The sequence below is a fragment of the Streptomyces sp. NPDC037083 genome (assembly GCF_055606485.1).
Genome location: NZ_JBVJSQ010000003.1, coordinates 18,737 through 39,447, shown reverse-complemented (window position 1 = coordinate 39,447; position 20,711 = coordinate 18,737). Strand labels below are relative to the sequence as shown.

The window sequence follows — 20,711 nt, the reverse complement described above, 5'->3', positions numbered from 1 at the left end:
CACCTGGACGCACCGCGGGAGAAGGACCTGCCATGACCGACGCCCTCGAGATGGACGCGCTGTGGGAGGACTTCCACCGCGCGGTGAACATGACCTCGCAGGAGCTGGCCGCGTGGCTGCGGGTGCGCGACGCCGACGAGGACGCGGAGCCGCTGCCCGAGCACGCGGGCAGTCCGACCGGACTGCACGTGCTGGCGATCCTGCAGAAGCGGCGCACCGATCTGACCGACGACGACATCGAGGTGATGTACCAGGTCGTCGACACCGTCGCCGCGCAGACGCCCGTGGAGAACGCGCCCGAGGCCGAGGAGACGCGCCGGCGCCACCTTCTGATGACGATCGGCCACGACCCGCTCCGGCCGTAGCGCCGGCCCGGCGCCCGCACGGGCGTCTCAGCCGGCGAGCCGGGAGAGCGCCGCCGACACCAGGGTGCGCACGCCCGGCGCCAGCACCGACAGGTCCGGCGCGAACAGCGGGCTGTGGTTTCCCGGCACCCCGGCGACCTTCTCCTTCAACTCCTCCCCCGGCGCCGCCTCCCAGACGGCCGTCGGGGTCGAGGTGACGTACCAGTAGTCGTACGGCACCCCCTTCGGGGCGAGCAGGGAGAAGTCCTCGCTGCCCAGCGCCTGACCGAAGTCGAACACGGTGTCCGCACCGAAGAGTTCACGGTGGACGGCGGCGATCTCCCCGTCCAGGGAAGGGTCGTTGACCGTGTTGGGGCAGCCGGGCAGGACGGTCACCTCGGGCGGCAGCGGGCAGCCGGCGGCGGCGCACTCCGCCTCGACCACCCGCCGGATCGCGGTCAGGACGCGCTCGCGCACCCGGCCGTCCCGGGTGCGCACGTTCAGTCCGAGCCGCGCCTCGGCGGGGATGGTGTTGGCCGTCGTGCCGGCGTGGAACCGCCCCACGGTGAGCACCACCGCCTCGTTCGCCGCGACCTCGCGCGAGACCACGGTCTGCAGCCTGGTCACGACGTACGCGGCCGTCACGACCGGGTCGACGGTCGACTCGGGTCGCGAACCGTGCCCGCCCACACCGTGCACGACGACATCGACGTCGTCCGAGGCCGACAGGGTCAGGCCGGGGGTGTGCGGGAAGAACCCGGCGAGACCCGGCGCGACGTGCTGACCGAAGAGCACGTCCGGGCGCGGGAAGCGGTCGTGGATCCCGTCGGCGACCATCGCCGCCGCGCCGCCCCCGGCCTCCTCGGCGGGCTGGCCGACCACGACGAGCGTCCCGGACCACGTCTCACGGGCGGCGGCGAGCGTCTCGGCGGCGGCGGTCAGCCAGGTGACGTGCAGATCGTGGCCGCAGGCGTGCATGACACCGTCGACGGCGGAGGCGTACGGCAGGCCGGTCGCCTCCTTCACCGGCAGCGCGTCCATGTCGCCGCGCAGCCACACCACCGGCCCGTCGCCGTTGGCCAGCACCCCGACGACGCCGGTCCGGGCGACGCCCTCGGTCACCTCGTACCCGGCCGCACGCAGCCGCCCGGCGAGCTTCGCGGCGGTGCGGTGTTCCCGGAAGGACAGCTCCGGATGGCGGTGCAGGTCCTGGTAGAAGTCCGCGAGATCAGCGGGCTTCAGCCCCGCGGTGATCTCGCGGGCCAGGCGGGCGACGACGGCAGGTTCCCTCATCCGCTTCCCTCTCCGGTGCCGGCACTGTTCCCAGCAGCCTAGGCCGAACGGCCGGTGAGCGGGGCCGCGGTCGCGCACCGCCCCGGACCCGAGGGGTCAGACCCCGCTCACCGGCAGGCCGAGCAGGCGGACCACGGTGCGCAGCACCCCGTTGTCGTTGTTCGACGGGGCCAGGTGACGGGCCCGGCGGACGACCTCGGGGTGGGCTCCCGCCATGGCGAAGGACCACTCGGCGGCGTCGAGCATCTCCAGGTCGTTGAGGTAGTCGCCGAACACCATGGTCTGCGCGGGGGTGATGCCGAGCTCCCGCTGGAGCCGGCGCAGGGCGGCGCCCTTGTGGGCGGTGCGGTTCATGACGTCGACCCAGTGCTCGCCGGACACCACGACCTGGTGGGTGTCCGCGAACGGCGCGAGCGCCGGCGCCGTGCGCTCCTCCGCGGAGCCGAAGTCGAACAGGGCGACCTTGACGATCTCGTCGTCGACGGCGGCGACGTCCTCGACGATCCGGTGGCGCACGTAGTACTTCGCCACCTCGGCCAGGAACGGCTCGTCGGACCGCTCGACGTACGCCGAGCGCTTCCCGCAGACGACGACGCCCATGTCGACGCCGGCGGCTGTGAGCCGCCGCGCCGCCGCCACGACCCCGGCGACCACGTCCGGCGCCAGCGGATCGGAGCTCAGCTCCTCGCCGTCGCGCACGACATAGGCGCCGTTCTCCGCGATGAACACCATGCCGTCGGCCACCTCGGCGAACTCCCGGGCCAGGGACGCGTACTGACGCCCGCTCGCCGGGCTGAACAGCACCCCGCGCTCACGCAGCCGCTCCAGCACCTCCCACAGCCCCGCCGGGATCCGCTTGTCGTCGTCGAGCAGGGTGCCGTCCATGTCGGTGACGACCAGGCGTATGCCGGCGGCGTCGGCCGGCGGCTCGGAGGCGGTCGGGCCGAGGGCGTGGGAGTAGGGCATGTCGTGCTTCCTGTACGGGGTCACCGGTTTTTCACCCTACCGGGGACAGCGGTGATCATCCGGCGGCACAATGACGCACAGAGGTCCGTGACACGGGCCGGGACGTGGGAAGGGGCGGTCACGTGAGCGGGCCGGCACGGCTGGACACCAGCGTGGCGCACAACGCGCGGGTGTGGAACTACTGGATCGGCGGCAAGGACAACTACGAGGTCGACCGCGGTGTCGGCGAACACGTGGCCGGGATGTTCCCGCTCATCCGGGAGATCGCCCGCGCGGACCGCTGGTTCCTGGGCCAGGCGGTCCGCCACCTCGCCGAGGAGCGCGGGGTGCGGCAGTTCCTCGACATCGGCACCGGGCTGCCGACGGCCGACAACACCCACGAGATCGCGCAGCGCGTCGCGCCCGAGTCGCGGATCGTCTACGTCGACAACGACCCCATCGTGCTGGCGCACGCCCGCACACTGCTGACCGGGACCGCCGAGGGCGTCACCGACTACGTCGACGCCGATGTGCACGACCCGGCCGCGATCCTCGAACGGGCGGCGGCCACCCTGGACTTCACCCGCCCGGTCGCGGTGATGATGCTGGGCATCCTGAACTTCGTGCTGGACGTGGACGCGGCCCGGGACATCGTGCGCAAGGTCATGGCCGACGTCCCCTCCGGAAGCTTCCTGGTCCTGACGCACCCCACCCACGACGGCGAGGTGGGCGGCGAGGGCCAGATCCCGGCGATGAAGTTCTGGAACGAGAACGCAAAGCCGCCGATCACCGCCCGCAGCGGCGCGGAGATCGCCGCGTTCTTCGACGGCCTGGAACTGCTGGAGCCCGGCCTGGTGTCCTGCTCGCGCTGGCGCGGCGAGACCGGCGCGGTGGTGCCGCAGTACGGCGCGGTCGCCGTGAAACCCTGACGGACGTACGGCACGCTCCCGCACGCTCGCACGGGCCCACGCGGGGGCGCCCCCATCGCACCGCTCGTGGAGGACGTATGACCACCCTTGCCGATCCCGTCCCCGGCGGGCGCCCCGGAGACGTCGAGCGGGCGAGCGCCCTGGCCGGGGAACTGTCCGGGAGAGGGGTGCACGGGGTCGTCCTCGCCTACGTCGACACCGCGGGCGTCGGCAGGGTGAAGACGGTCCCCACGGCCGCGCTGGCCTCGGCCGCGGCCTGGGGCGTGGGCATGTCGCCGGTGTTCGACACGTTCCTCGCGAGCGACCGCATCGTCGCCACCGACGTGCTGGGCTCCCCGGACGGCGACCTGCGTCTGTACCCGGACCTGGACCGGACGGTGGTCCTGGCGGGACAGCCCGGCTGGGCATGGGCGCCGGTCGACCGCGTCACGCAGGACGGCGAACGGCATCCGGGCTGTTCGCGCACCTTCCTGCGGCGCGTCGTCGCGGACGCGGCCCGCGAGCACGGCCTCGTGTTCAAGGCGGCCGTCGAGATCGAGTGGGCGGTCGGCCTGGACTCCGCGCCCGACGGGGAGTTCGTCCCGGCGGCCACGGGACCGGCGTACGGCGCCACCCGGCAGGTCGAGCTGAGCGACTACACCGCCGACCTGCTGGCCGCGTGCGCGGCGCAGGGCGTGGACGTCGACCAGATCCATCCCGAGTACGCGCCCGGCCAGTTCGAGATCTCGGTGGGCGCCCTGGACCCGGTGGCCGCTGCCGACCGCAGCGTCCTGGTCCGCCAGACGATCCGCGCGGTGGCCCGGCGGCACGGCCTGCGGGTCTCCTTCTCCCCCGCGGTCGTCGCGCAGGGCGTCGGCAACGGCGGGCACATCCACCTCTCCGCCTGGCGCGAGGGCGTCAACCTGCACGCGGGCGGCGAGCGGCGGCACGGCATGACGGCCGACGCGGAGGCCTTCGCGGCGGGTGTCCTGGCCCGCCTGCCCGCCCTCACGGCGGTGACCGCGCCGAGCCCGGCGAGCTATCTGCGCCTCAAGCCCTCCCAGTGGGCGGGAGTGTTCACCGCCTGGGGTCTGGAGACCCGCGAGTGCGCGGTGCGCCTGGTGCGGGGCACGGCGGGCCGGCGCGCGGAGCAGGCGAACCTGGAGGTCAAGCCCGTCGACCTGGCCGCCAACCCGTATCTGGCCCTCGGCTGTCTGATCGCCGCGGGCCTGGACGGGCTGGCGTCGGGCGCCGTCCTGCCCGAGGAGACCCGGGGAGACCCGGTGCGGCTGGACGCCGAGGAGGCCGCCGCCCGGGGCGTGCGGCGGCTGCCGGCCTCGCTCTCCGAGGCGGTCGCCGCGTTTCGCGGGGACGAGGTGCTGCGGGCCGCGCTCGGCCCGGTCCTCGCCGACGCGGTGAGCGCGGTGCGGCAGGGCGAGATCGACGCCGTCGACGGACTCGACGACGACCGGGTGGCGGCGGCCTACCGCTGGACGTACTGACATGGCCGGCACCGCGGTCCACGAGGCGCTGGCGGAGCTGGAGTTGGTGGACCACCACTGCCACGGCGTCGCCGTCGACCCCCTGGACCGGCCGGGATTCGAGGCCCTGCTCACCGAGGGCGGCCGCTGGCCCGGCGACTCGACCTTCGACACACCGGCGGGCGTGTCCGTACGACGGCACTGCGCGCCGCTGCTCGGCCTGGAGCGGCACGCCCCCGCCGACGTCTATCTGGCCCGGCGCGCCGAGCTGGGACCGCGGGAGGTGAACCGGCGCTTCCTCGCGGCCGCCCGGACCGGGGTGTTCTGCGTCGACACCGGGTTCGCCCCGCACCGCGTCACCACGCCCGAGGAACTCGCCGGAGCGGCCGGCGCGGCGGTCGCCCACGAGGTCGTACGGCTGGAATCGGTCGCGGAGGACGTGGCCGCGCGGGGCGTCGACGCGGGCGGGTACGCCGACGCGTTCCGGGCGGCCGCGCTGGACGCGGTACGGCGGCCGGGGGTGATCGCGGTGAAGTCGGTGGCCGCGTACCGCACGGGTTTCGACCTCGACCCGGCCCGGCCCTCGGACCACGAGGTCACCCGGGCCGCGCGGCGCTGGCTGGCGCGCGGCGGACGACTGGACGAGCCGGTGCTGGTGCGCCACCTGCTGTGGACCGCCGTCGACCTGGGGCTGCCCCTCCAGCTGCACACCGGTTTCGGCGACGACGACATCCGTCTGCACCGGGTGGATCCCACGCTTCTCACGGACTGGTTGCACCTCACGGCGGGCACGATCCCGGTGCTGCTTCTGCACTGCTGGCCCTACCAGCGGCAGGCCGGCTATCTGGCCGCGGTGTTCGAGCAGGTGTATCTGGACGTGGGGCTCACCCTGCACCACGTGGGTCCCGTGCGGGCGCGGGCGGTCCTGGAGGAGGCGTTGGAGATCACACCGTTCCGCAAACTGCTGTACAGCTCCGACGCCTATGGTGTGGCCGAGTTCTACGCGCTCGGCGCACTGGCGTTCCGCAGGGGACTGGGGGAACTGCTCCAGGACAGGGTGGACGCCGACGAACTGGGCCTGTCCGACGCGCTGCGCCTGGCGCGCTGGGCCGCGGCCGACAACGCCCGCCGGGTCTACCGGCTTCCCGACGGACTGAAAGTATGATCAAGCAATGTCTGACTTGACCGAAACCACGCCGGGTTGGCTGAGCTCCGACGAGCTCGAGATGGCGCGCGCCCGTATGCCGATCCTGTACGTCGAGGCCGTGCCCGTGCGCGTCGACGACAGCGGCGAAGTCACCAGCATCGGCCTGTTGTTGCGGATCGGACCGGACGGCAATGTCAGCCGGACCCTGGTCTCCGGCCGGGTCCTGCACCACGAGCGCGTCCGGGACGCCCTGCTGCGCCACCTGGAGAAGGACCTCGGCCCGGTGGCCCTGCCCCGGGTGCCGACCTCGCTCCAGCCGTTCACGGTGGCCGAGTACTTCCCGACGCAGGGCATCACCCCGTACCACGACCCCCGTCAGCACGCGGTGTCGCTGGCCTACATCGTCCCGGTGACCGGCGACTGCAGGCCCCGGCAGGACGCGCTGGACCTGGTGTGGTTCAGCCCGCAGGAGGCGGCGTCGCCAGCGGTGCAGAGCGAGATGCCCGGCGGGCACGGGTTCCTGCTGCGGCAGGCCCTGGCCCACGTGGGCCTCTCGGCCTCCTGACCGGCGTGGATGAACGTTCCGCTCCGCCCCCTCAGCGCACGGCGGGCGGGCGGGCCGCGATCGGCGCCGCCGCCCGCCGGCCCTGCACCCTGGTCGTGTGCCGGGGCTGCTGCTGCGGCGACGCCCGCAAGCACCCCGGCTTCGACCACGCCTGGCAGCTGGAGCGTCTGCGCGCGGCGGCGGCCGCCTCGGACGGCGGCTTCCAGGTCCGCACGACGGACTGCCTCGGCCCCTGCGACCAGGCCAACGTGATCGTCGTCCAGCCCTCGGCCGCCGGACGCCGCGCCGGCGGCCGGGCCACCTGGGTCGGCTTCGCCATGGACGACGACTGCACGGACGAGATCCTGGCCTGGGCGGCGGCGGGCGGCCCGGGCGTCGCGGCCGCGCCGGCCACGCTGGAACTGCAGTTCATCAGCCCGCCGCGCGAGGGCCGGGTCCGCAGCCGCAGCCGCCGGTGACGACACCGACCGGCCCGGCGGCGGAGCCTCGTACCGCACGTGGGTGGACGACGCCGGCGCCTCCCGCGGCCGTGCCGGGCCAACCAGCCCTGCGGACAGGGGAGTTCGGGCTGCGGATCTTGATGGCGTAGGTTGTCCGGATGGGGGCTACGACATCACCGCAGGTCGAGGAACGCGCGGCGGGCAAGGGCGGGGCGGCGCGTTCGACGGCGCTGATGGCTCTGGGCACGGTCGCGTCCCGGGCGACCGGTCTGATCCGCCAGGTCCTCCAGGCCGCCGCCCTGGGCACCGGCCTGCTGGCCAGCACGTACAACACGGCGAACACCGTGCCGACCAGTCTGTACACCCTGCTGATCGGCGGCGCGCTGAACGCCGTGCTGGTACCGCAGCTGGTACGGGCGAGGGCCACGCATCCCGACGGCGGGCGGGCGTACGAGCAGCGGCTCGTCACCCTCGTCGTGTCCGTCCTCGCCGTGGGGACCGCGCTGGCGGTGTGGGCGGCGCCGCAGATCGTCTCGCTGTACATGCGCGACACCCCCGCGAACCACGAGGCGTACCGGCTCACCGTGGTCTTCGCCCGGTTCCTGCTCCCACAGATCTTCTTCTACGGCCTGTTCAACATCTACGGCCAGGTCCTCAACGCCCGTGAGCGGTTCGGCGCGATGATGTGGACGCCGGTCCTCAACAACGTCGTCCTGCTGGGCATGTTCGGCGCCTATCTCGGCCTGATGACCGTGCCGGGGCGGGTGGAGGACATCACCGACGCCCAGGTCCGGCTGCTGGGGGTGGGCACGACGGCCGGCATAGCGGTGCAGGCACTCGCGCTGGTCCCGTTCGCGCGGGCCGCCGGGTTCCGGCTGCGGCCGCGGTTCGACTGGCGCGGCTCCGGCCTGGGTTCGGGTGTCCACGCCGCCAAGTGGACCCTGCTGCTCGTGCTGACCAATCTCGTCTCGCTCACGGTGGTCACCAACTACGCCAACGCGGTCGACCAGAAGCTGCCGGACGCCGGCGCGGGCTACACGGCGTACACGTACGCGCAGACCATCTGGATGCTGCCGCAGTCGGTGGTCACCGTCTCCCTGGTGACCGCGCTACTGCCCCGGATGAGCCGCGCCGTGGCGCAGGGACGGATCGCGGACGTGCGGGCGGACCTCTCGCGCGGGCTGCGCGTGAGCGGCGTCGTCATCGTCCCGGCCGCGTTCCTGTTCCTGGCTCTCGGCCCGCGGATCTCGACCCTGCTGTTCGCGCACGGCGCGGCCGACGCGGCCTCCGCGCAGCCGCTCGGGCACATGCTCCAGGCCTTCGGACTCGGTCTGATCCCGTTCTCCGCGCAGTACCTGCTGCTGCGCGGCTTCTACGCGTTCGAGGACACCCGCACCCCGTTCTTCATGGCGGTCTGGATCGCGACGGTGAACATCGCCCTGGCGACCGCCTGCCATCTGCTGCTGCCCGACCGCTGGTCGGTGACCGGCATGGCCGGCGCCTACACCCTGTCCTACCTGGCCGGTCTCGCCCTCACCGCCCGGCTGTTGCGGAGGCGGACGGGGGGCCGCTTGGACGACGGCGCGCTGCGCCGCACCTACACCAGGCTGACGGGAGCGGCGGGCGTGGCCGCCGTCGCGGCCTGGGCGGCCGACCGGGCCTGCGCGGCCCGGCTCGGCGGCGGACCCCTCCCGGACGCCGCCGCCCTCGCCGCCGGCGTCCTCACCCTCACGCTGGTCTACCTCGCTCTGGCCCGGATGGCGAAGGTGGGAGAACTGCGGGAGCTGCGCAGGCTGCGCTGACCGCTCACCGGCCCGCCTCGGCGACGAGGGCGGCCAGGGTTCCACGGGCCCGGGCCGCCCGCGAGCGGACCCTCCCGCCCGGGCGTCCGCCCGCCTCCGCCGCCTTTGTGCAGGACCGCCCCAGCAGTCGGTGCGGACGAACGCCTCCCGCCGGACGGCCGCCGGCAGCGGTGGGCGCGGGGCGGGGCCGGGCGGATCGACGCCCGGCCGGCTCGCGGCGAGAGCGCGTCCGCGGTGGCGAACGCGCCGAAGACCGTCTCCGCGTGTCCCGTCAGTCTGCCCTCGCCGGATGCGTGAGGTTCGCTCCGTTCGCCGGGTCGAACACATGAGCCTTGGCCATGTCGACCCGCAGCTCCGCCGGTTCGCCCTCGCGGGCGCGTGTGGCGGCGTCCAGGCGGGCCACGATCTGGCCGACCTCGGCGCCGGTGTCGCGCAGGCCCGAGTCCGTGGCGAGCTCCTCGAGTTCGGCGGTCGTCACGGGCCCGCCCTCCGCGCTGAAGTACACGTACACATCGGAGCCCAGCGACTCGAGTACGTCCACGGTGGCGGTGAAGGCGGGTCCGCCCCACGCCAGGTCGTGCGCGAGGGCCGCGTCCTCGAACGCCTCGGGCCGCAGCCCGACGATGAGCTCGCGGGGCGCGTTCTGCCGTTCCAGGGACTGCCGGGTACGGTCGTCCAGGGGCAGGTCGCCCAGGGGCGAGCGCAGGACGTCGTTCTCCAGGGTGGCGTTCAGGAAGTTCATCGCCGGGGAGCCGATGAAGCCCGCGACGAAGAGGTTGCGCGGGTGGTCGTAGAGCTCGGCGGGCGTGCCGATCTGCTGGACCAGGCCCCCCCTCATGACCACGACCCGGTCGCCGAGGGTCATCGCCTCGGTCTGGTCGTGGGTGACGTAGACGGTGGTGGTGCCGAGCCGCCGCTGGATCCGGGAGATCTGGGTGCGCATCTGCACCCGGAGTTTCGCGTCCAGATTGGACAGCGGCTCGTCCATCAGGAACGCCTTGGGGTCACGGACGATCGCCCGCCCCATGGCCACGCGCTGACGCTGGCCGCCGGAGAGGTTGGCGGGCTTGCGGTCCAGGTGCTCGGTCAGGTCGAGGACCCGGGCGGCCTCCTCGACCTTGGTGTTGATCGTGTCCTTGTCCACCTTGGCCAGGCGCAGTGGAAAGCCCATGTTCTCCCGGACGCTCATGTGCGGGTACAGGGCGTAGCTCTGGAACACCATGGCGACGTCGCGTTCCTTGGGTGAAAGGTCGTTGACGACCTGCCCACCGATGCGCAGTGTGCCGTCGGTGATGTCCTCGAGTCCGGCGATCATGTTCAGGGTGGTGGACTTGCCGCATCCGGACGGACCGACCAGGATCACGAACTCGCCGTCGGCGATGTCGAGGTCCACGTCCTTGACGGCGAGGGATCCGTCGGGAAAACGCTTGGTGACTCCCTCGAGGACGATCTCGGCCATGGGTGGTGCCTCCTTGCCTTCATGCCTTCCGGGTCATCCCTTGACCGCCCCGGAGGTCAGTCCGGCGACGATCCGTCGCTGGAAGAACAGAACGAACACGATGATCGGGATGGTGATCACGACCGCGGCGGCGGCGATCGACCCGGTGGGCTGCTGGAACTGCGAGCTGCCGGTGAAGAACGCGATCGCGGCCGGCACGGTACGCGCGGCCTCGGTGGAGGTCAGCGAGATCGCGAACAGGAAGTCGTTCCAGCAGAAGATGAACACGAGGATGGCCGTGGTGAACACGCCCGGCGCGGCCAGCGGCACGATGACCAACCGGAAGGCCTGCGCGGGCGTGGCCCCGTCCACCTTGGCGGCCTTCTCCAGGTCCCAGGGGATCTCCCGGAAGAACGCCGACAGGGTGTAGATCGCGAGGGGCAGGGAGAAGGTCATGTAGGGAATGATCAGCCCGATCCAGGTGTCGAAGATCCCGATGATCCGCTCGATGTTGAACAGCGGCGACACGAGGGAGATCGGCGGGAACATCGCGATCAGCAGCGACATGCCGATGAGCACCTTCTTGCCGGGGAACCGCAGCCTGGCCACCGCGTAGGCGGCCATCGTGCCCAGCACCACCGCGATCACCGTGGCGATCAGAGCGATGCCGATCGAGTTGACGAGCGCCCGGGTGAACTCGGAGGTCTCGAAGATGCCCCGGTAGTTCTCCCAGGTCCAGTCCCGGGGGATGTAGTCGCCGTCGGTGAGGGTGCTGGGGTCCTTGAACGACAGTGCGGCGATCCACCACACCGGGAACAGGGCGTAGAGCACCACCACCACGTTCAGGACACCCCAGCGGGCGGCATGCGTCTTGCCTACGGCGGCCATCAGCGCTTCACCTCCGCGCCGGGTGCGGCCGCGCCGAACAGCTTGACGAAGGCGAAGGCGATGATCCCGACGCAGATGAAGATCAGGACCGAGATCGCCGAGCCGATGCCGAGGTTCAGCGCGGTGAACAGGTTGTCGTAGCCGAGGATCGACAAGGAGCCGGTCCCGTGGGCGCCCGCGGTCAGGACGTAGATGTTGTCGAAGATGCGGAACGCGTCCAGGGTGCGGAAGAGCAGGGCCACCAGGATGGCGGGCTTCATCAGCGGCAGCATGACCTTGGTGAAGCGCTGCCAGGGGGTGGCGCCGTCCACCATGGCCGCCTTCAGGGTCTCCTCGGGAACCAGGGCGAGGCCCGCGAGCAGCAGCAGGGCCATGAACGGCGTGGTCTTCCACACCTCGGCGAGGATGATCAGCCAGAGGGCGGGCCACTGTTCGGTCAGCGGGGCGTCGCCGCTGGGCAGCAGCTCGGCGAGGTAGCCGAGGTCCGGGGTCCAGGCGTACTGCCAGGAGAAGGCGGCGACGACCGTGACGATGCCGTACGGAATCAGGACCGACGTGCGGACGGCGCCGCGCCAGAAGATCGTGCGGTGCATCACCAGGGCGAGCCCCATGCCGAGGACCAGTTCGATGCTCACGGACACCGCGGTGACGAACAGCGTGACCCAGAAGGCGTCCCACCAGAACGGGGAGGACAGCACCGCCCCGTAGTTGCTCAGGCCCACGAACTCCGCCCGTCCGGGAAAGCGCAGGTCGTACCGCTGGAGGGACAGATAGACGGCGTATCCGATGGGGTAGGCGGTCACGGCGATCATGACGACGACCGCGGGCGCGCAGAGCAGCCAGCCGAGCCGCCGCTCCTGCCTGGCGCCCGCCGAGAGTGCCGCCGGGTCCGGCCCCGTCCGCTTCGTCTCCGCCCCGGGGGGCGGCGGGGTTCCCGCCGGCTGCGCCCGCGTGCTCATCTCGGGCCCTTCGAGGACGAGGCCCGCGCGCCGCGGCGCCGGCTGACGGAGTGGTTCGGGTGGTGGTGGTTCACGGGATCACACCCTCGGATCGCAGCGCATCGTCGATCTGGTCCCTGATCGTCTCGACCGAACTCACCGGCTTGATCCCCGAGGGCGGCGACAGCGTGTGGGAGACCGCGATCGACACGTTCTGGTAGGCCGGAGTGATCGGGCGCACGCTCGCCGACTGCAGGGCGGCCAGCACTTCTCTGGAGAAGGGGTACGCCTTCATGAACGCGGGCTCGTCGTACACGGCGCGCAGGGTGGGCGGGAGACCGCCCTCGAGTGCGGCGGTGAGCTGGTTCTCCCGGTTGCGCAGGCACAGGGCCGCCTCGAACGCCAGCCCGGGGTGGCGGGAGTAGGCGCTGACCGCCAGGTCGATGCCGCCGATGGTGGGCCGTGCCGGGCGGTTCGCGTCGACCCGGGGGTACGGCGCCCAGCGGAAGTTCTTGAACAGTTGGGGGTTGTTCGCCTTCATCGACGGATAGACGAACGGGTAGTTGAGCTCGAACGCCGCCACCCCCGACTCCATGGCCAGGCGGTTCTGGTCCTCCATCTGGTTGGGAAGGGAGGGGTCCGCGGCCGGGGACCTCGCCAGATCGCGCATGATCCCGGCTGCCCGCACGGCAGGAGGGCCGAGCGAAGGCTCGGTCGCGCTCGCGTTGAGGATGGAGCCGCCCGCACTGTTGATCAGCGTGTTGAACCAGACGGTGAGGCCCTCGTACTGGGCGCCCTGGATCTCCACGAAGTGCGGCTTGCCCTGCCGGGCGAGGGCGCCGGCCATGTCCAGCATCTCGGCCCAGGTCCGGGGCGGGGTGGGCACCAGGTCCTTGCGGTACCACATGAGCTGGGTGTTGGTGTTGTACGGGACGGCGTACAGCTTGCCCTTCCAGGTCGAGGTCCGCAGCGGTACGCGCAGGGTGCCCGCCACGGCCTGCCGCCTCGCCGCCCCCGTCCATTCCCGGATCCAGCGCGCCTCGGCGAACTCCGCCGCCCAGGTGACGTCCAGGCCCAGGATGTCGAGCGAGTCGTCCTCGGCGGCGAGTCTGCGGACGAGTTGCTGGCGCTGGCCGTCCGCGGCGCGCGGGAGCTTGTTGTAGCTGATCCGGTAGCGGCCGCCCGACGCCTTACTGCACCGGTCGGCCGCCTTCTGGAGCGCACCGGAGTCGTCGGGGAAGTTGTACCAGTTGAGGGTGGGCGTGCCGGAGCCCTCGTCACCGCCGCACGCGGCGAGCGCCGACGCCAGCAACGGCAGCACGGCGAAAGCCCGCAGCCATCGCTTCCCTCCGGGACGTCCCTTCCGGCCCGAAACGGGCCGGCAGCCGCACCTCGCGTACACGGGCTCCACACCTCGCTTCCGGACGGGGGCACGGACCTCACAGCGTTTCCCTCCCGGCGAACACTAAAAGCCACGTAAGGCAAGATCAAGGACATACCGCATCGAATCACCCAGACGGTCTCACCGGGGGCCGGCTCGGCGACCCCGCGGGCATGGGCGCGCACCGAGCCGATCCTCATGGCGGCCGCCTTTCCGGCGCGCCGGTGACCTGTTCCAGAAACGCGGATCCGGGAGCCGCGGAGGTATCCAAAGAACCTGAGCCCGAAGGAAATCGGCGTCACGGACGAGCCTGCCGCGCGGGCTCGTGCGAAGGGGACGATCAGCCGCACCCATGTCGCTGCCGGCCAGGTCCTGGCCATCGACGCGGGGGAACTGGAGGAGACCCACCCGGTGTTCGTCGGGGTCAGCTGGTTGCGCGCAGGTCCACGGGCGCGCATGGGGGACGTCGAGCGGGTCGAGGTGCGCTTCCGCCCCGTCGAGTGCGCCGGTCCCCGACCGGTCCCCGCAAATGATCGAGAGGCCGCTTCAGATCTCCTCTGAAACGGCCTCTGACCTGCGACTTCGTAAAGTCGGGACGACAGGATTTGAACCTGCGACCCCTTGACCCCCAGTCAAGTGCGCTACCAAGCTGCGCCACGTCCCGATGCCCGTCTGACCTGGGGTTTCCCCTGGCCGAACGCGCATGGAAACAATACCGCACTCGGGTCGATGGTCGCGCACCCGTTTCCCGCACCCCGGCCGCCGGGGGCGTCGTCACTCCCCCGGGGCCCGGCCCAGTTCCGGGTAGGCCTCCAGCAGTCGCGGCGGGGCCGCCTGCCGCCAGGAGTCGGCGAGGATGTCCCGCAGCTCGTCCTCGTCCTCCAGGGCGGACAGCCGGGCCCGTACCCAGGCGAACTGGGCCTCGTGGTCGGCGATCCAGAACTTGCCGGGCTCGGCGAGCACCAGTTCGTCGCGCTCCTCCTTGGGGCAGCGCACGGCGAGGGAGGTCTCCTCCTCGGGCAGGGTGGCGAACATCTTCCCCGCGACCCGGAAGGTGGGCATGCTCCAGGCGATCTTCTCCGTGGTGTCCGGCAGGGACAGGGCGATACGGCGTACGTCTTCGGCGTCCGGCATGCTTCGCACCGTAGCGGCTGCCACTGACAGTCAGTCGACGGCGACGTGCTTGTAGTACAGGGTGGTCGGGCGGAGGATCCCGGACGGGTCTGCCGCGTAGTCGGGGATCACGCCGGCCCGGGTCCAGCCGGCGGTGCGGTACAGGTGCTCGGCGGGGCTGCCGGTCTCGGTGTCCAGGTGCAGCAGGGTGACGCAGGCCGCCGCGGCGGCCTGTTCGGCGGTGGCAAGGAGCGTGCGGCCGAGGCCCCGGCCACGGGCGTCCCGGTGGACCATCAGCTTGACGAGTTCGGCGCGATGGCGGCTGTTGGGCTTGCCGGGGAAGGCCAGGGCGACGGTTCCCACGACCCTCTCGCCGTCCTGCGCCGCCCAGACCGCGAGCTCCCCGGCGGCCACACCGGCGGCCCGGCCGTGCCACCACGCGACGGCCTCGGCCCGGTCGAGGGGTGCGAGGAAGCCGACCGAGGCTCCGCCGTGCACCGTGTCGAGCAGCAGGCCGGCCAACTCCTCGGCCCGCGCGATCAGTCCGGGGGCGTCCAGTCGGATCGTGGTCACGGCAGCACCACCGCCAGCGCGTAGCGGGCCCGCTCGGCGCCCGCGCACCGGAACCGGGTCGGCCCCCACACCCGCAGCCGCAGACAGTCCCCCGCTTCGAGGCGCCGCTCGACGCCGTCGGCCGTCACGTCGAGGGCGCCCTCCAGCACCCACACGTGCTGCTCCAGGCCCGCCACGGGCGGCCGGTCGTAGGCGATGTCGGCGCCCACGGCGAGTCGCGCCTCGACCAGTTCGCCGCGCAGCGCGGGGTGCGGCGGCGACACGGAACGCCGGACGAACCCGGAGGCCCGGTCCTCCCAGACGGACTGCTCTGCGGCCCTCACCAGCGGCGCGGGCTCCGCCTCGACCTCGCTGAGCAGCCGGGACATGGTCCGGCCGTAGACGTGACACAGGCGGTTGAGCAGTGCGGCCGTCGGGCTGATCTCCGCCCGCTCGGCCCGCGACAGGGTGGACCGGCTGATCCCGCTGCGCTCCGCCAACTCCCCCAGTGACCAGCCGTGTTCGGCCCGCAGCTCGGCCAGGCGGGCGGCCAGCCGCGCGTCGACTCCCTCCGGGGACCCGACGCCCTCCACTTCGTGTCTCATACGAGGGACGTTATCCCGGATATGAGACAGCAGGATGACGGAAGGCTCACACCCGGGCCGCCTCGCCCAGCGCTTCCAGCACCGGCCGGATCAGCGGGTGCTCCTCGGCGCCCCGGCGGACGGCCGCGAAGACCCGGCGGGTCGGCGCCACGCCGTCCACGGGCCGCACGACCACGCCCGTGAGGTCCATGCCGCGCAGCGCCGAACGCGGCACCAGCGCCACTCCCGCGTCCGCCGAGGCCAGTGCGACGACCGCGCGGAAGTCGTCCGAGGAGTGCTCCAGCCGGGGCTGGAACCCGGCGTTCTCGCAGGCCAGAACGACGACGTCATGGCAGGGGTTGCCGGGGTAGGGGCCGATCCAGCAGTCCTTGGCCAGGTCGGCGAGGGGGACCTCGGGGGCGTCGGCCAGGCGGTGGGCGACGGGCACCACCGCGTCGAAGGGCTCGGCGTAGAGCGGGAGGTGGGTGAGGCGCGGGTCGTCGGCGGCCGGGGCGCCGCGGTACTCGACCGCCACGGCGACGTCGACCTGCCGGTCGAGCACCATGGGCAGGCTGGCGTCGCCCTCGGCGTCCTGGACGCGGATCCGTATCCCCGGCGCGGTGCCGGCGAGCCGGGCCACAGCGGGCGCCACGACCAGGGCGATGCCGGTCGCGAAGGCCGCGACGGTGACCGTGCCGGCCGCGCCGGAGCTGTAGGCGGCCAGCTCGGCCTCGGCCCGCTCCAGCTGGGCGAGGACGGCGTTGGTGTGCGCGAGCAGGATCTCGCCGGCCGGGGTGAGCCGCACTCCCCTGGCGCCGCGCTCGACCAGGCGGTGGCCGGTCTCCTGCTCCAGCGCCGTCAGCTGCTGGGAGACCGCGGACGGGGTGAGATAGAGCGCGGCGGCAGCCGCCGTCACGGTGCGGTGGTCGGCCACCGCACGCAGGATGTGGAGCCGCCGCGCTTCGATCACGGGATCGATTATCGCAATATGTCCGGGCCGCTCGGACCGCGGGCTCAGACCGCCGCCGGCTCGGGCTCCCCGAGCTCCGCCCGCGCCGCGACGAAGGCGTCCACCGCCCGGTTCACGTCGTCCGTGGAGTGCGCGGCGGACAACTGGACGCGGATGCGGGCCTGGCCCTGCGGGACGACCGGGTAGGAGAAGCCGATCACGTACACTCCGCGCTCCAGCAGCAGCTCGGCCATCCGGCCCGCCCGCGCCGCGTCGCCGATCATCACGGGGGCGATGGCGTGGTCGCCGGGCAGGACGTCGAAGCCCTCGTCCGTCATCCGGCGGCGGAACAGGGCGGTGTTCTCGGCGAGCCGCACCCGCAGGTCGTCGGCCGACTCCAGCAGGTCGATGACCTTCAGCGAAGCGGCGGCGATGACCGGGGCGAGGGTGTTGGAGAAGAGGTACGGGCGGGAGCGCTGACGCAGCAGGGCGACGATCTCCGCGCGCGCGGCGACATAGCCGCCGGAGGCCCCGCCGAGCGCCTTGCCCAGCGTGCCGGTGATGATGTCGACGCGGTCCATGACGCCGTGCAGCTCGGGGGTGCCGCGGCCGCCGGGTCCCACGAAGCCGACGGCGTGCGAGTCGTCGACCATGACCATCGCGTCGTAGCGGTCGGCGAGGTCGCAGATCTCGTCGAGGGGCGCCACATAGCCGTCCATGGAGAACACGCCGTCGGTGACGACCAGCCGGCGACGCGCGTCGGACGCGTCCTTCAACTGCCGCTCCAGGTCGGCCAGATCACGGTTGGCGTAGCGGAAGCGGCGGGCCTTGGACAGACGGATGCCGTCGATGATCGAGGCGTGGTTGAGGGCGTCGGAGATCACCGCGTCCTCGGGGCCGAGCAGGGTCTCGAAGACGCCGCCGTTGGCGTCGAAGCAGGAGGAGTACAGGATCGTGTCCTCCTGGCCGAGGAACGCCGACAGCCGCGCCTCCAGCTCCTTGTGCACCTCCTGCGTCCCGCAGATGAAGCGCACGGACGCCATGCCGTAGCCCCAGCGGTCCAGGGCCTCGTGGGCGGCGGCGATCACCTCGGGGTGGTCGGCGAGGCCGAGGTAGTTGTTGGCGCAGAAGTTGAGCACCTCACCGGGACGGCCGCCCGCGGTGACGGCGACGGTCGCGGACTGCGGGGTGCCGATGACGCGCTCGGGCTTGTGCAGACCGGCGGCGCGGATCTCGTCGAGGGTGGTGCGCAGGTCGTCGCGCACGGAGTCGAACATCAGAAGGCTCCTAGGAAATGCAGGTGACTTACGCGGTCCAGTCGAGGATGACCTTGCCGCCGCGGCCGCTCGCCGCGTCGGCGAAGGCCGCCTCGAACTCGCGGTAGCCGTACCGGCCGGTGATCACGGGGGCGAGGTCGAGGCCGCCCTCCAGCAGCACCGACATCGCGTACCAGGTCTCGAACATCTCGCGGCCGTAGATGCCCTTGATCGTGATCATCGAGGTGACGATCCGGGCCCAGTCGACGGGGAACTCCTCGGCGGGCAGCCCCAGCATGGCGATCCGGCCGCCGTGGGTCATGTTGGCGATCATGTCGCGCATCGCCTCCGGCCTGCCGGACATCTCCAGGCCGATGTCGAAGCCCTCGCGCAGCCCCAACTCCCGCTGCCCGTCGGCGATGGAGGCCTGCGAGACGTCGAGGGCGAGGCTCGCGCCGATCTTGCGGGCCAGCTCCAGCCGCTCCTCGCTGACGTCGGTGACCATCACGTTGCGGGCCCCGGCGTGCCGGGCGACGGCGGCGGCCATCAGGCCGATCGGCCCGGCGCCGGTGATCAGGACGTCCTCGCCGACGAGCGGGAAGGACAGCGCGGTGTGGACGGCGTTGCCGAACGGGTCGAAGATCGCCGCGACGTCGAGGTCCACCGGGACGCGGTGCACCCACACGTTGGACGCGGGCAGGGCGACGTACTCCGCGAACGCGCCGTCCCGTCCGACGCCGAGGCCGACGGTGGCCCGGCACAGATGGCGGCGCCCGGCCAGACAGTTGCGGCACTTGCCGCAGACCAGGTGCCCCTCGCCGCTGACCCGGTCGCCCACGGCGATGCCGTCGACGTCCCGCCCGGTCTCCACGACCTCGCCGACGAACTCGTGGCCGAGCACGAGCGGCGTGCTGATCGTCTGGCGCGCCCAGCCGTCCCAGGACCGGATGTGCAGGTCGGTGCCGCAGATGCCGGTGCGCAGCACCTTGATCAGCACATCGCCGGGGCCGACGGCCGGCTCCGGGACGTCCGCGAGCCACAGCCCGGGTTCCGCCTTCTGCTTGACCAGCGCCTTCAACGCAACGGCTCCTGTGGTGAGGGCCCGGGCGCGTGCAGGCCGAAGGGCCCCGCATCCGGGAAGACGTGTGGATTCGCCCAGCAATCTGCCGCACTCGACCCGGCCGGGTCCATCGAGCTTTTCTTAAGCGCCGCCACAGCTGTGCTTCACACGGATGGCTCCGCTCCTGCGGACGGGCTCCTCGCACACCACGCTGGGCCGTGACACCCTGGACCGCAACCCGCACCGGGCCAACCGACTGACCGGCCGACCGGACCGACCGGGCCGGGAGGACGGACCTCCCGTCCGCCCTCCCGGCCGCCGAACGATCGACCGGGCGACCGCTGACCGACCGAGGTGGAGTCCCCGATGACGACAGCACGGGATCTGATGATCGCCGCGTTGGACGTGCCGCCCGTGCGCGACGTCGGGCAGGGCGATCTGTCGCTCGCCCTCGCGGGCGCGGAGGCGGTCGACCTGGTCAGGGCCCGGGCCTTCGCCCTGGACGGCGACCTCATCGTGCCCGGCCCGCCGACGACGCCGGAGGACCCGCTGCTGGCCGAGGCCGCGGACTCGCTTCTCCGGGCGGAGCCGTACGAGACGGTCGAGGACTGGCTGTGGCGGCGGGGCCGCGACCTGGCGGCCGCCTACGCCGCCCGGCTGGCGGCGGACGGGCTGGTGTCCCGGCCACGCGGCGGGCTGCTGGCCGCCCGGTCCGCGAAGCCGGTGCCCCTCGACTCACCGGCCCGTCGCCGCGCCACCGCGCGCTGGGCGTCGGACGAACCCGTCCTCGCCACGCTGGCCACCGCCGTCGGTCTGCGCGAGGAGCCGGCGGACGGTTTCCCCGGACCGCTGGACGACTCGGTCGTGACGGTGCTGGCGGGGGTCGGCGACGCGTTGGCGGAACTGGAGGCCGTGCGGCAGCGACGGTCCATCGAGGACGCGGGCTTCGACAACATGTGGCAGGCCCTCTGACGGAGCCCGGCCGCGCCGCTCCCGGCCCGCGCCCGTGCCGCGCCGCTCACGGCGACAACCCCTCGGGCGCCCGCCGCTGCAGGTGGCCGGCCAGATCGGCGGCCGTCGCCTTGATGGTCTCCAGGCCGGCCTTCCCCCAGGTCCGGGGCGTGAGGTCGGCGACGCACACGGTGCCCAGCACCATGCCGGTCGAGTCGATGAGCGGGGCGCCGAGATAGCAGCGGATCCCGTACTCGTCGACGACGGGGTTGCCCGCGAAGCGCGGGTAGTCGGCCACGTCCTCCAGGACCAGCGCCTTGCGCCGCACCACGACGTGCGGGCAGTAGCCGTATTCGCGGGGCAGCAGGCGGCCCAGCGCGGGCTTGCCGCCCCGGGCGGCCCGGCCGCCTGCCGGAGTGTGCAGTCCGGCGAAGAACTGCCGTTCCTCGTCCGGGAAGTTGACCATGGCGTACGGCGCTCCGGTCACCTCGGCGAGACGGTGCGCGAAGGCGTCCAGGGCGGGCTCCGGCTGTTCCCCGAGGCCGAGTCGGCGCAGCCGGCGGGCCCGGGCGGGAGCTTCCCTGTCCTGCGGGGTGAGCAGCAGACGACCGGCCGGGCGCGGCGGGTCGTAACTCATGGCCGGGTTCCGTCGCGGTGGACGTACGTCATTTGCGGC

The 20,711-nt window shown here is 72.6% G+C and carries 21 protein-coding genes and 1 tRNA gene; 8 read left to right on the top strand and 14 right to left on the bottom strand.

Features of this window, described 5'->3' with window-relative positions; all coding sequences use genetic code 11:
- Window positions 1-32 precede the first annotated feature (32 nt).
- Window positions 33-365 carry a DUF3140 domain-containing protein gene (locus ACZ7DE_RS08795; protein ID WP_470759037.1) on the top strand — a complete coding sequence of 111 codons (333 nt, stop codon included), beginning with the start codon at window positions 33-35 and terminating at the stop codon, window positions 363-365.
- A gap of 27 nt (window positions 366-392) precedes the next feature.
- Here the strand turns inward: ACZ7DE_RS08795 and ACZ7DE_RS08790 are convergent, their stop codons facing one another.
- Both ACZ7DE_RS08790 and ACZ7DE_RS08785 read right to left on the bottom strand, forming a co-directional pair.
- A complete protein-coding gene (locus ACZ7DE_RS08790; RefSeq protein WP_470759036.1) occupies window positions 393-1,637 on the bottom strand; it encodes an amidohydrolase in 1,245 nt (414 codons plus the stop codon).
- Window positions 1,638-1,733: 96 nt separating this feature from the next.
- Window positions 1,734-2,603, bottom strand: coding sequence for a Cof-type HAD-IIB family hydrolase (locus ACZ7DE_RS08785; RefSeq protein ID WP_470759035.1), 870 nt, complete (start codon window positions 2,601-2,603; stop codon window positions 1,734-1,736).
- Between the two features lie 122 nt (window positions 2,604-2,725).
- Between ACZ7DE_RS08785 and ACZ7DE_RS08780 the strand changes: the two genes are divergently transcribed.
- The 6 genes from ACZ7DE_RS08780 (at window position 2,726) to murJ (ending at window position 8,925) form a co-directional block, all read left to right on the top strand.
- Window positions 2,726-3,511: an SAM-dependent methyltransferase gene (locus ACZ7DE_RS08780; protein WP_470759034.1), complete on the top strand. Its 786-nt coding sequence runs from the start codon at window positions 2,726-2,728 to the stop codon at window positions 3,509-3,511.
- A gap of 77 nt (window positions 3,512-3,588) precedes the next feature.
- A complete protein-coding gene (locus tag ACZ7DE_RS08775) occupies window positions 3,589-4,992 on the top strand; it encodes a type I glutamate--ammonia ligase (RefSeq protein ID WP_470759033.1) in 1,404 nt (467 codons plus the stop codon).
- Window position 4,993: 1 nt separating this feature from the next.
- Complete coding sequence (locus ACZ7DE_RS08770; RefSeq protein WP_470759032.1) at window positions 4,994-6,136, top strand: amidohydrolase family protein; 1,143 nt, start codon at window positions 4,994-4,996, stop codon at window positions 6,134-6,136.
- 7 nt (window positions 6,137-6,143) lie between these two features.
- Window positions 6,144-6,683: an NUDIX hydrolase family protein gene (locus tag ACZ7DE_RS08765; protein ID WP_470759031.1), complete on the top strand. Its 540-nt coding sequence runs from the start codon at window positions 6,144-6,146 to the stop codon at window positions 6,681-6,683.
- Window positions 6,684-6,742: 59 nt separating this feature from the next.
- Entirely contained in the window at window positions 6,743-7,141 is a 399-nt protein-coding gene (locus ACZ7DE_RS08760) for a (2Fe-2S) ferredoxin domain-containing protein (protein ID WP_470760053.1), read from the top strand.
- A 140-nt stretch (window positions 7,142-7,281) separates the two neighbouring features.
- On the top strand, window positions 7,282-8,925 hold the full coding sequence (murJ, locus tag ACZ7DE_RS08755; protein WP_470759030.1) for a murein biosynthesis integral membrane protein MurJ: 1,644 nt from the start codon (window positions 7,282-7,284) through the stop codon (window positions 8,923-8,925).
- A gap of 271 nt (window positions 8,926-9,196) precedes the next feature.
- Here murJ and ACZ7DE_RS08750 read toward each other — a convergent pair whose 3' ends face one another.
- The 11 genes from ACZ7DE_RS08750 to tdh form a co-directional block, all read right to left on the bottom strand.
- The gene (locus ACZ7DE_RS08750; protein ID WP_470759029.1) at window positions 9,197-10,384 is read right to left on the bottom strand and encodes an ABC transporter ATP-binding protein; all 1,188 of its coding nucleotides are present in this window, start codon (window positions 10,382-10,384) and stop codon (window positions 9,197-9,199) included.
- Between the two features lie 33 nt (window positions 10,385-10,417).
- On the bottom strand, window positions 10,418-11,251 hold the full coding sequence (locus ACZ7DE_RS08745) for a carbohydrate ABC transporter permease (RefSeq protein WP_470759028.1): 834 nt from the start codon (window positions 11,249-11,251) through the stop codon (window positions 10,418-10,420).
- Window positions 11,251-12,210, bottom strand: a complete 960-nt coding sequence (locus ACZ7DE_RS08740) for a carbohydrate ABC transporter permease (protein ID WP_470759027.1) — start codon at window positions 12,208-12,210, stop codon at window positions 11,251-11,253. Before ACZ7DE_RS08740 ends, ACZ7DE_RS08745 begins: the two co-directional genes overlap by 1 nt.
- A 70-nt stretch (window positions 12,211-12,280) precedes the next feature.
- Window positions 12,281-13,510 (bottom strand): ABC transporter substrate-binding protein, encoded by a 1,230-nt coding sequence (locus tag ACZ7DE_RS08735; RefSeq protein ID WP_470759026.1) that lies wholly within the window; start codon window positions 13,508-13,510, stop codon window positions 12,281-12,283.
- A gap of 650 nt (window positions 13,511-14,160) precedes the next feature.
- A tRNA-Pro gene (locus tag ACZ7DE_RS08730) sits at window positions 14,161-14,234 on the bottom strand.
- Window positions 14,235-14,344: 110 nt separating this feature from the next.
- A complete protein-coding gene (locus ACZ7DE_RS08725) occupies window positions 14,345-14,704 on the bottom strand; it encodes an MmcQ/YjbR family DNA-binding protein (RefSeq protein ID WP_470759025.1) in 360 nt (119 codons plus the stop codon).
- A 30-nt stretch (window positions 14,705-14,734) separates the two neighbouring features.
- Entirely contained in the window at window positions 14,735-15,256 is a 522-nt protein-coding gene (locus ACZ7DE_RS08720; protein WP_470759024.1) for a GNAT family N-acetyltransferase, read from the bottom strand.
- Window positions 15,253-15,840 carry a helix-turn-helix domain-containing protein gene (locus tag ACZ7DE_RS08715; protein WP_470759023.1) on the bottom strand — a complete coding sequence of 196 codons (588 nt, stop codon included), beginning with the start codon at window positions 15,838-15,840 and terminating at the stop codon, window positions 15,253-15,255. Before ACZ7DE_RS08715 ends, ACZ7DE_RS08720 begins: the two co-directional genes overlap by 4 nt.
- Window positions 15,841-15,886: 46 nt before the next feature.
- Window positions 15,887-16,789 (bottom strand): LysR family transcriptional regulator, encoded by a 903-nt coding sequence (locus tag ACZ7DE_RS08710; protein ID WP_470759022.1) that lies wholly within the window; start codon window positions 16,787-16,789, stop codon window positions 15,887-15,889.
- Between the two features lie 44 nt (window positions 16,790-16,833).
- Window positions 16,834-18,045 (bottom strand): glycine C-acetyltransferase, encoded by a 1,212-nt coding sequence (locus tag ACZ7DE_RS08705; protein ID WP_470759021.1) that lies wholly within the window; start codon window positions 18,043-18,045, stop codon window positions 16,834-16,836.
- 28 nt (window positions 18,046-18,073) lie between these two features.
- Window positions 18,074-19,102, bottom strand: coding sequence for an L-threonine 3-dehydrogenase (gene tdh, locus ACZ7DE_RS08700; protein WP_470759020.1), 1,029 nt, complete (start codon window positions 19,100-19,102; stop codon window positions 18,074-18,076).
- A 348-nt stretch (window positions 19,103-19,450) separates the two neighbouring features.
- On the opposite strand from tdh, the gene ACZ7DE_RS08695 reads away from it, so the two are divergent.
- A complete protein-coding gene (locus tag ACZ7DE_RS08695; RefSeq protein WP_470759019.1) occupies window positions 19,451-20,056 on the top strand; it encodes a GPP34 family phosphoprotein in 606 nt (201 codons plus the stop codon).
- A 46-nt stretch (window positions 20,057-20,102) separates the two neighbouring features.
- On the opposite strand, the gene ACZ7DE_RS08690 is transcribed toward ACZ7DE_RS08695, so the two are convergent.
- Window positions 20,103-20,672, bottom strand: coding sequence for a GAF domain-containing protein (locus tag ACZ7DE_RS08690; RefSeq protein ID WP_470759018.1), 570 nt, complete (start codon window positions 20,670-20,672; stop codon window positions 20,103-20,105).
- Window positions 20,673-20,711: the final 39 nt, after the last annotated feature.

Coding starts and splice junctions, on each gene's coding strand:
- ACZ7DE_RS08690 (WP_470759018.1), bottom strand. CDS start 20,672: ATGAGTTACGACCCGCCGCGCCCGGCCGGTCGTCTGCTGCTCACCCCG.
- ACZ7DE_RS08715 (WP_470759023.1), bottom strand. CDS start 15,840: ATGAGACACGAAGTGGAGGGCGTCGGGTCCCCGGAGGGAGTCGACGCG.
- ACZ7DE_RS08795 (WP_470759037.1), top strand. CDS start 33: ATGACCGACGCCCTCGAGATGGACGCGCTGTGGGAGGACTTCCACCGC.
- ACZ7DE_RS08790 (WP_470759036.1), bottom strand. CDS start 1,637: ATGAGGGAACCTGCCGTCGTCGCCCGCCTGGCCCGCGAGATCACCGCG.
- ACZ7DE_RS08745 (WP_470759028.1), bottom strand. CDS start 11,251: ATGGCCGCCGTAGGCAAGACGCATGCCGCCCGCTGGGGTGTCCTGAAC.
- ACZ7DE_RS08705 (WP_470759021.1), bottom strand. CDS start 18,045: ATGTTCGACTCCGTGCGCGACGACCTGCGCACCACCCTCGACGAGATC.
- ACZ7DE_RS08775 (WP_470759033.1), top strand. CDS start 3,589: ATGACCACCCTTGCCGATCCCGTCCCCGGCGGGCGCCCCGGAGACGTC.
- ACZ7DE_RS08695 (WP_470759019.1), top strand. CDS start 19,451: ATGACGACAGCACGGGATCTGATGATCGCCGCGTTGGACGTGCCGCCC.
- ACZ7DE_RS08765 (WP_470759031.1), top strand. CDS start 6,144: ATGTCTGACTTGACCGAAACCACGCCGGGTTGGCTGAGCTCCGACGAG.
- ACZ7DE_RS08725 (WP_470759025.1), bottom strand. CDS start 14,704: ATGCCGGACGCCGAAGACGTACGCCGTATCGCCCTGTCCCTGCCGGAC.
- ACZ7DE_RS08770 (WP_470759032.1), top strand. CDS start 4,994: ATGGCCGGCACCGCGGTCCACGAGGCGCTGGCGGAGCTGGAGTTGGTG.
- murJ (WP_470759030.1), top strand. CDS start 7,282: ATGGGGGCTACGACATCACCGCAGGTCGAGGAACGCGCGGCGGGCAAG.
- ACZ7DE_RS08750 (WP_470759029.1), bottom strand. CDS start 10,384: ATGGCCGAGATCGTCCTCGAGGGAGTCACCAAGCGTTTTCCCGACGGA.
- ACZ7DE_RS08740 (WP_470759027.1), bottom strand. CDS start 12,210: ATGAGCACGCGGGCGCAGCCGGCGGGAACCCCGCCGCCCCCCGGGGCG.
- ACZ7DE_RS08785 (WP_470759035.1), bottom strand. CDS start 2,603: ATGCCCTACTCCCACGCCCTCGGCCCGACCGCCTCCGAGCCGCCGGCC.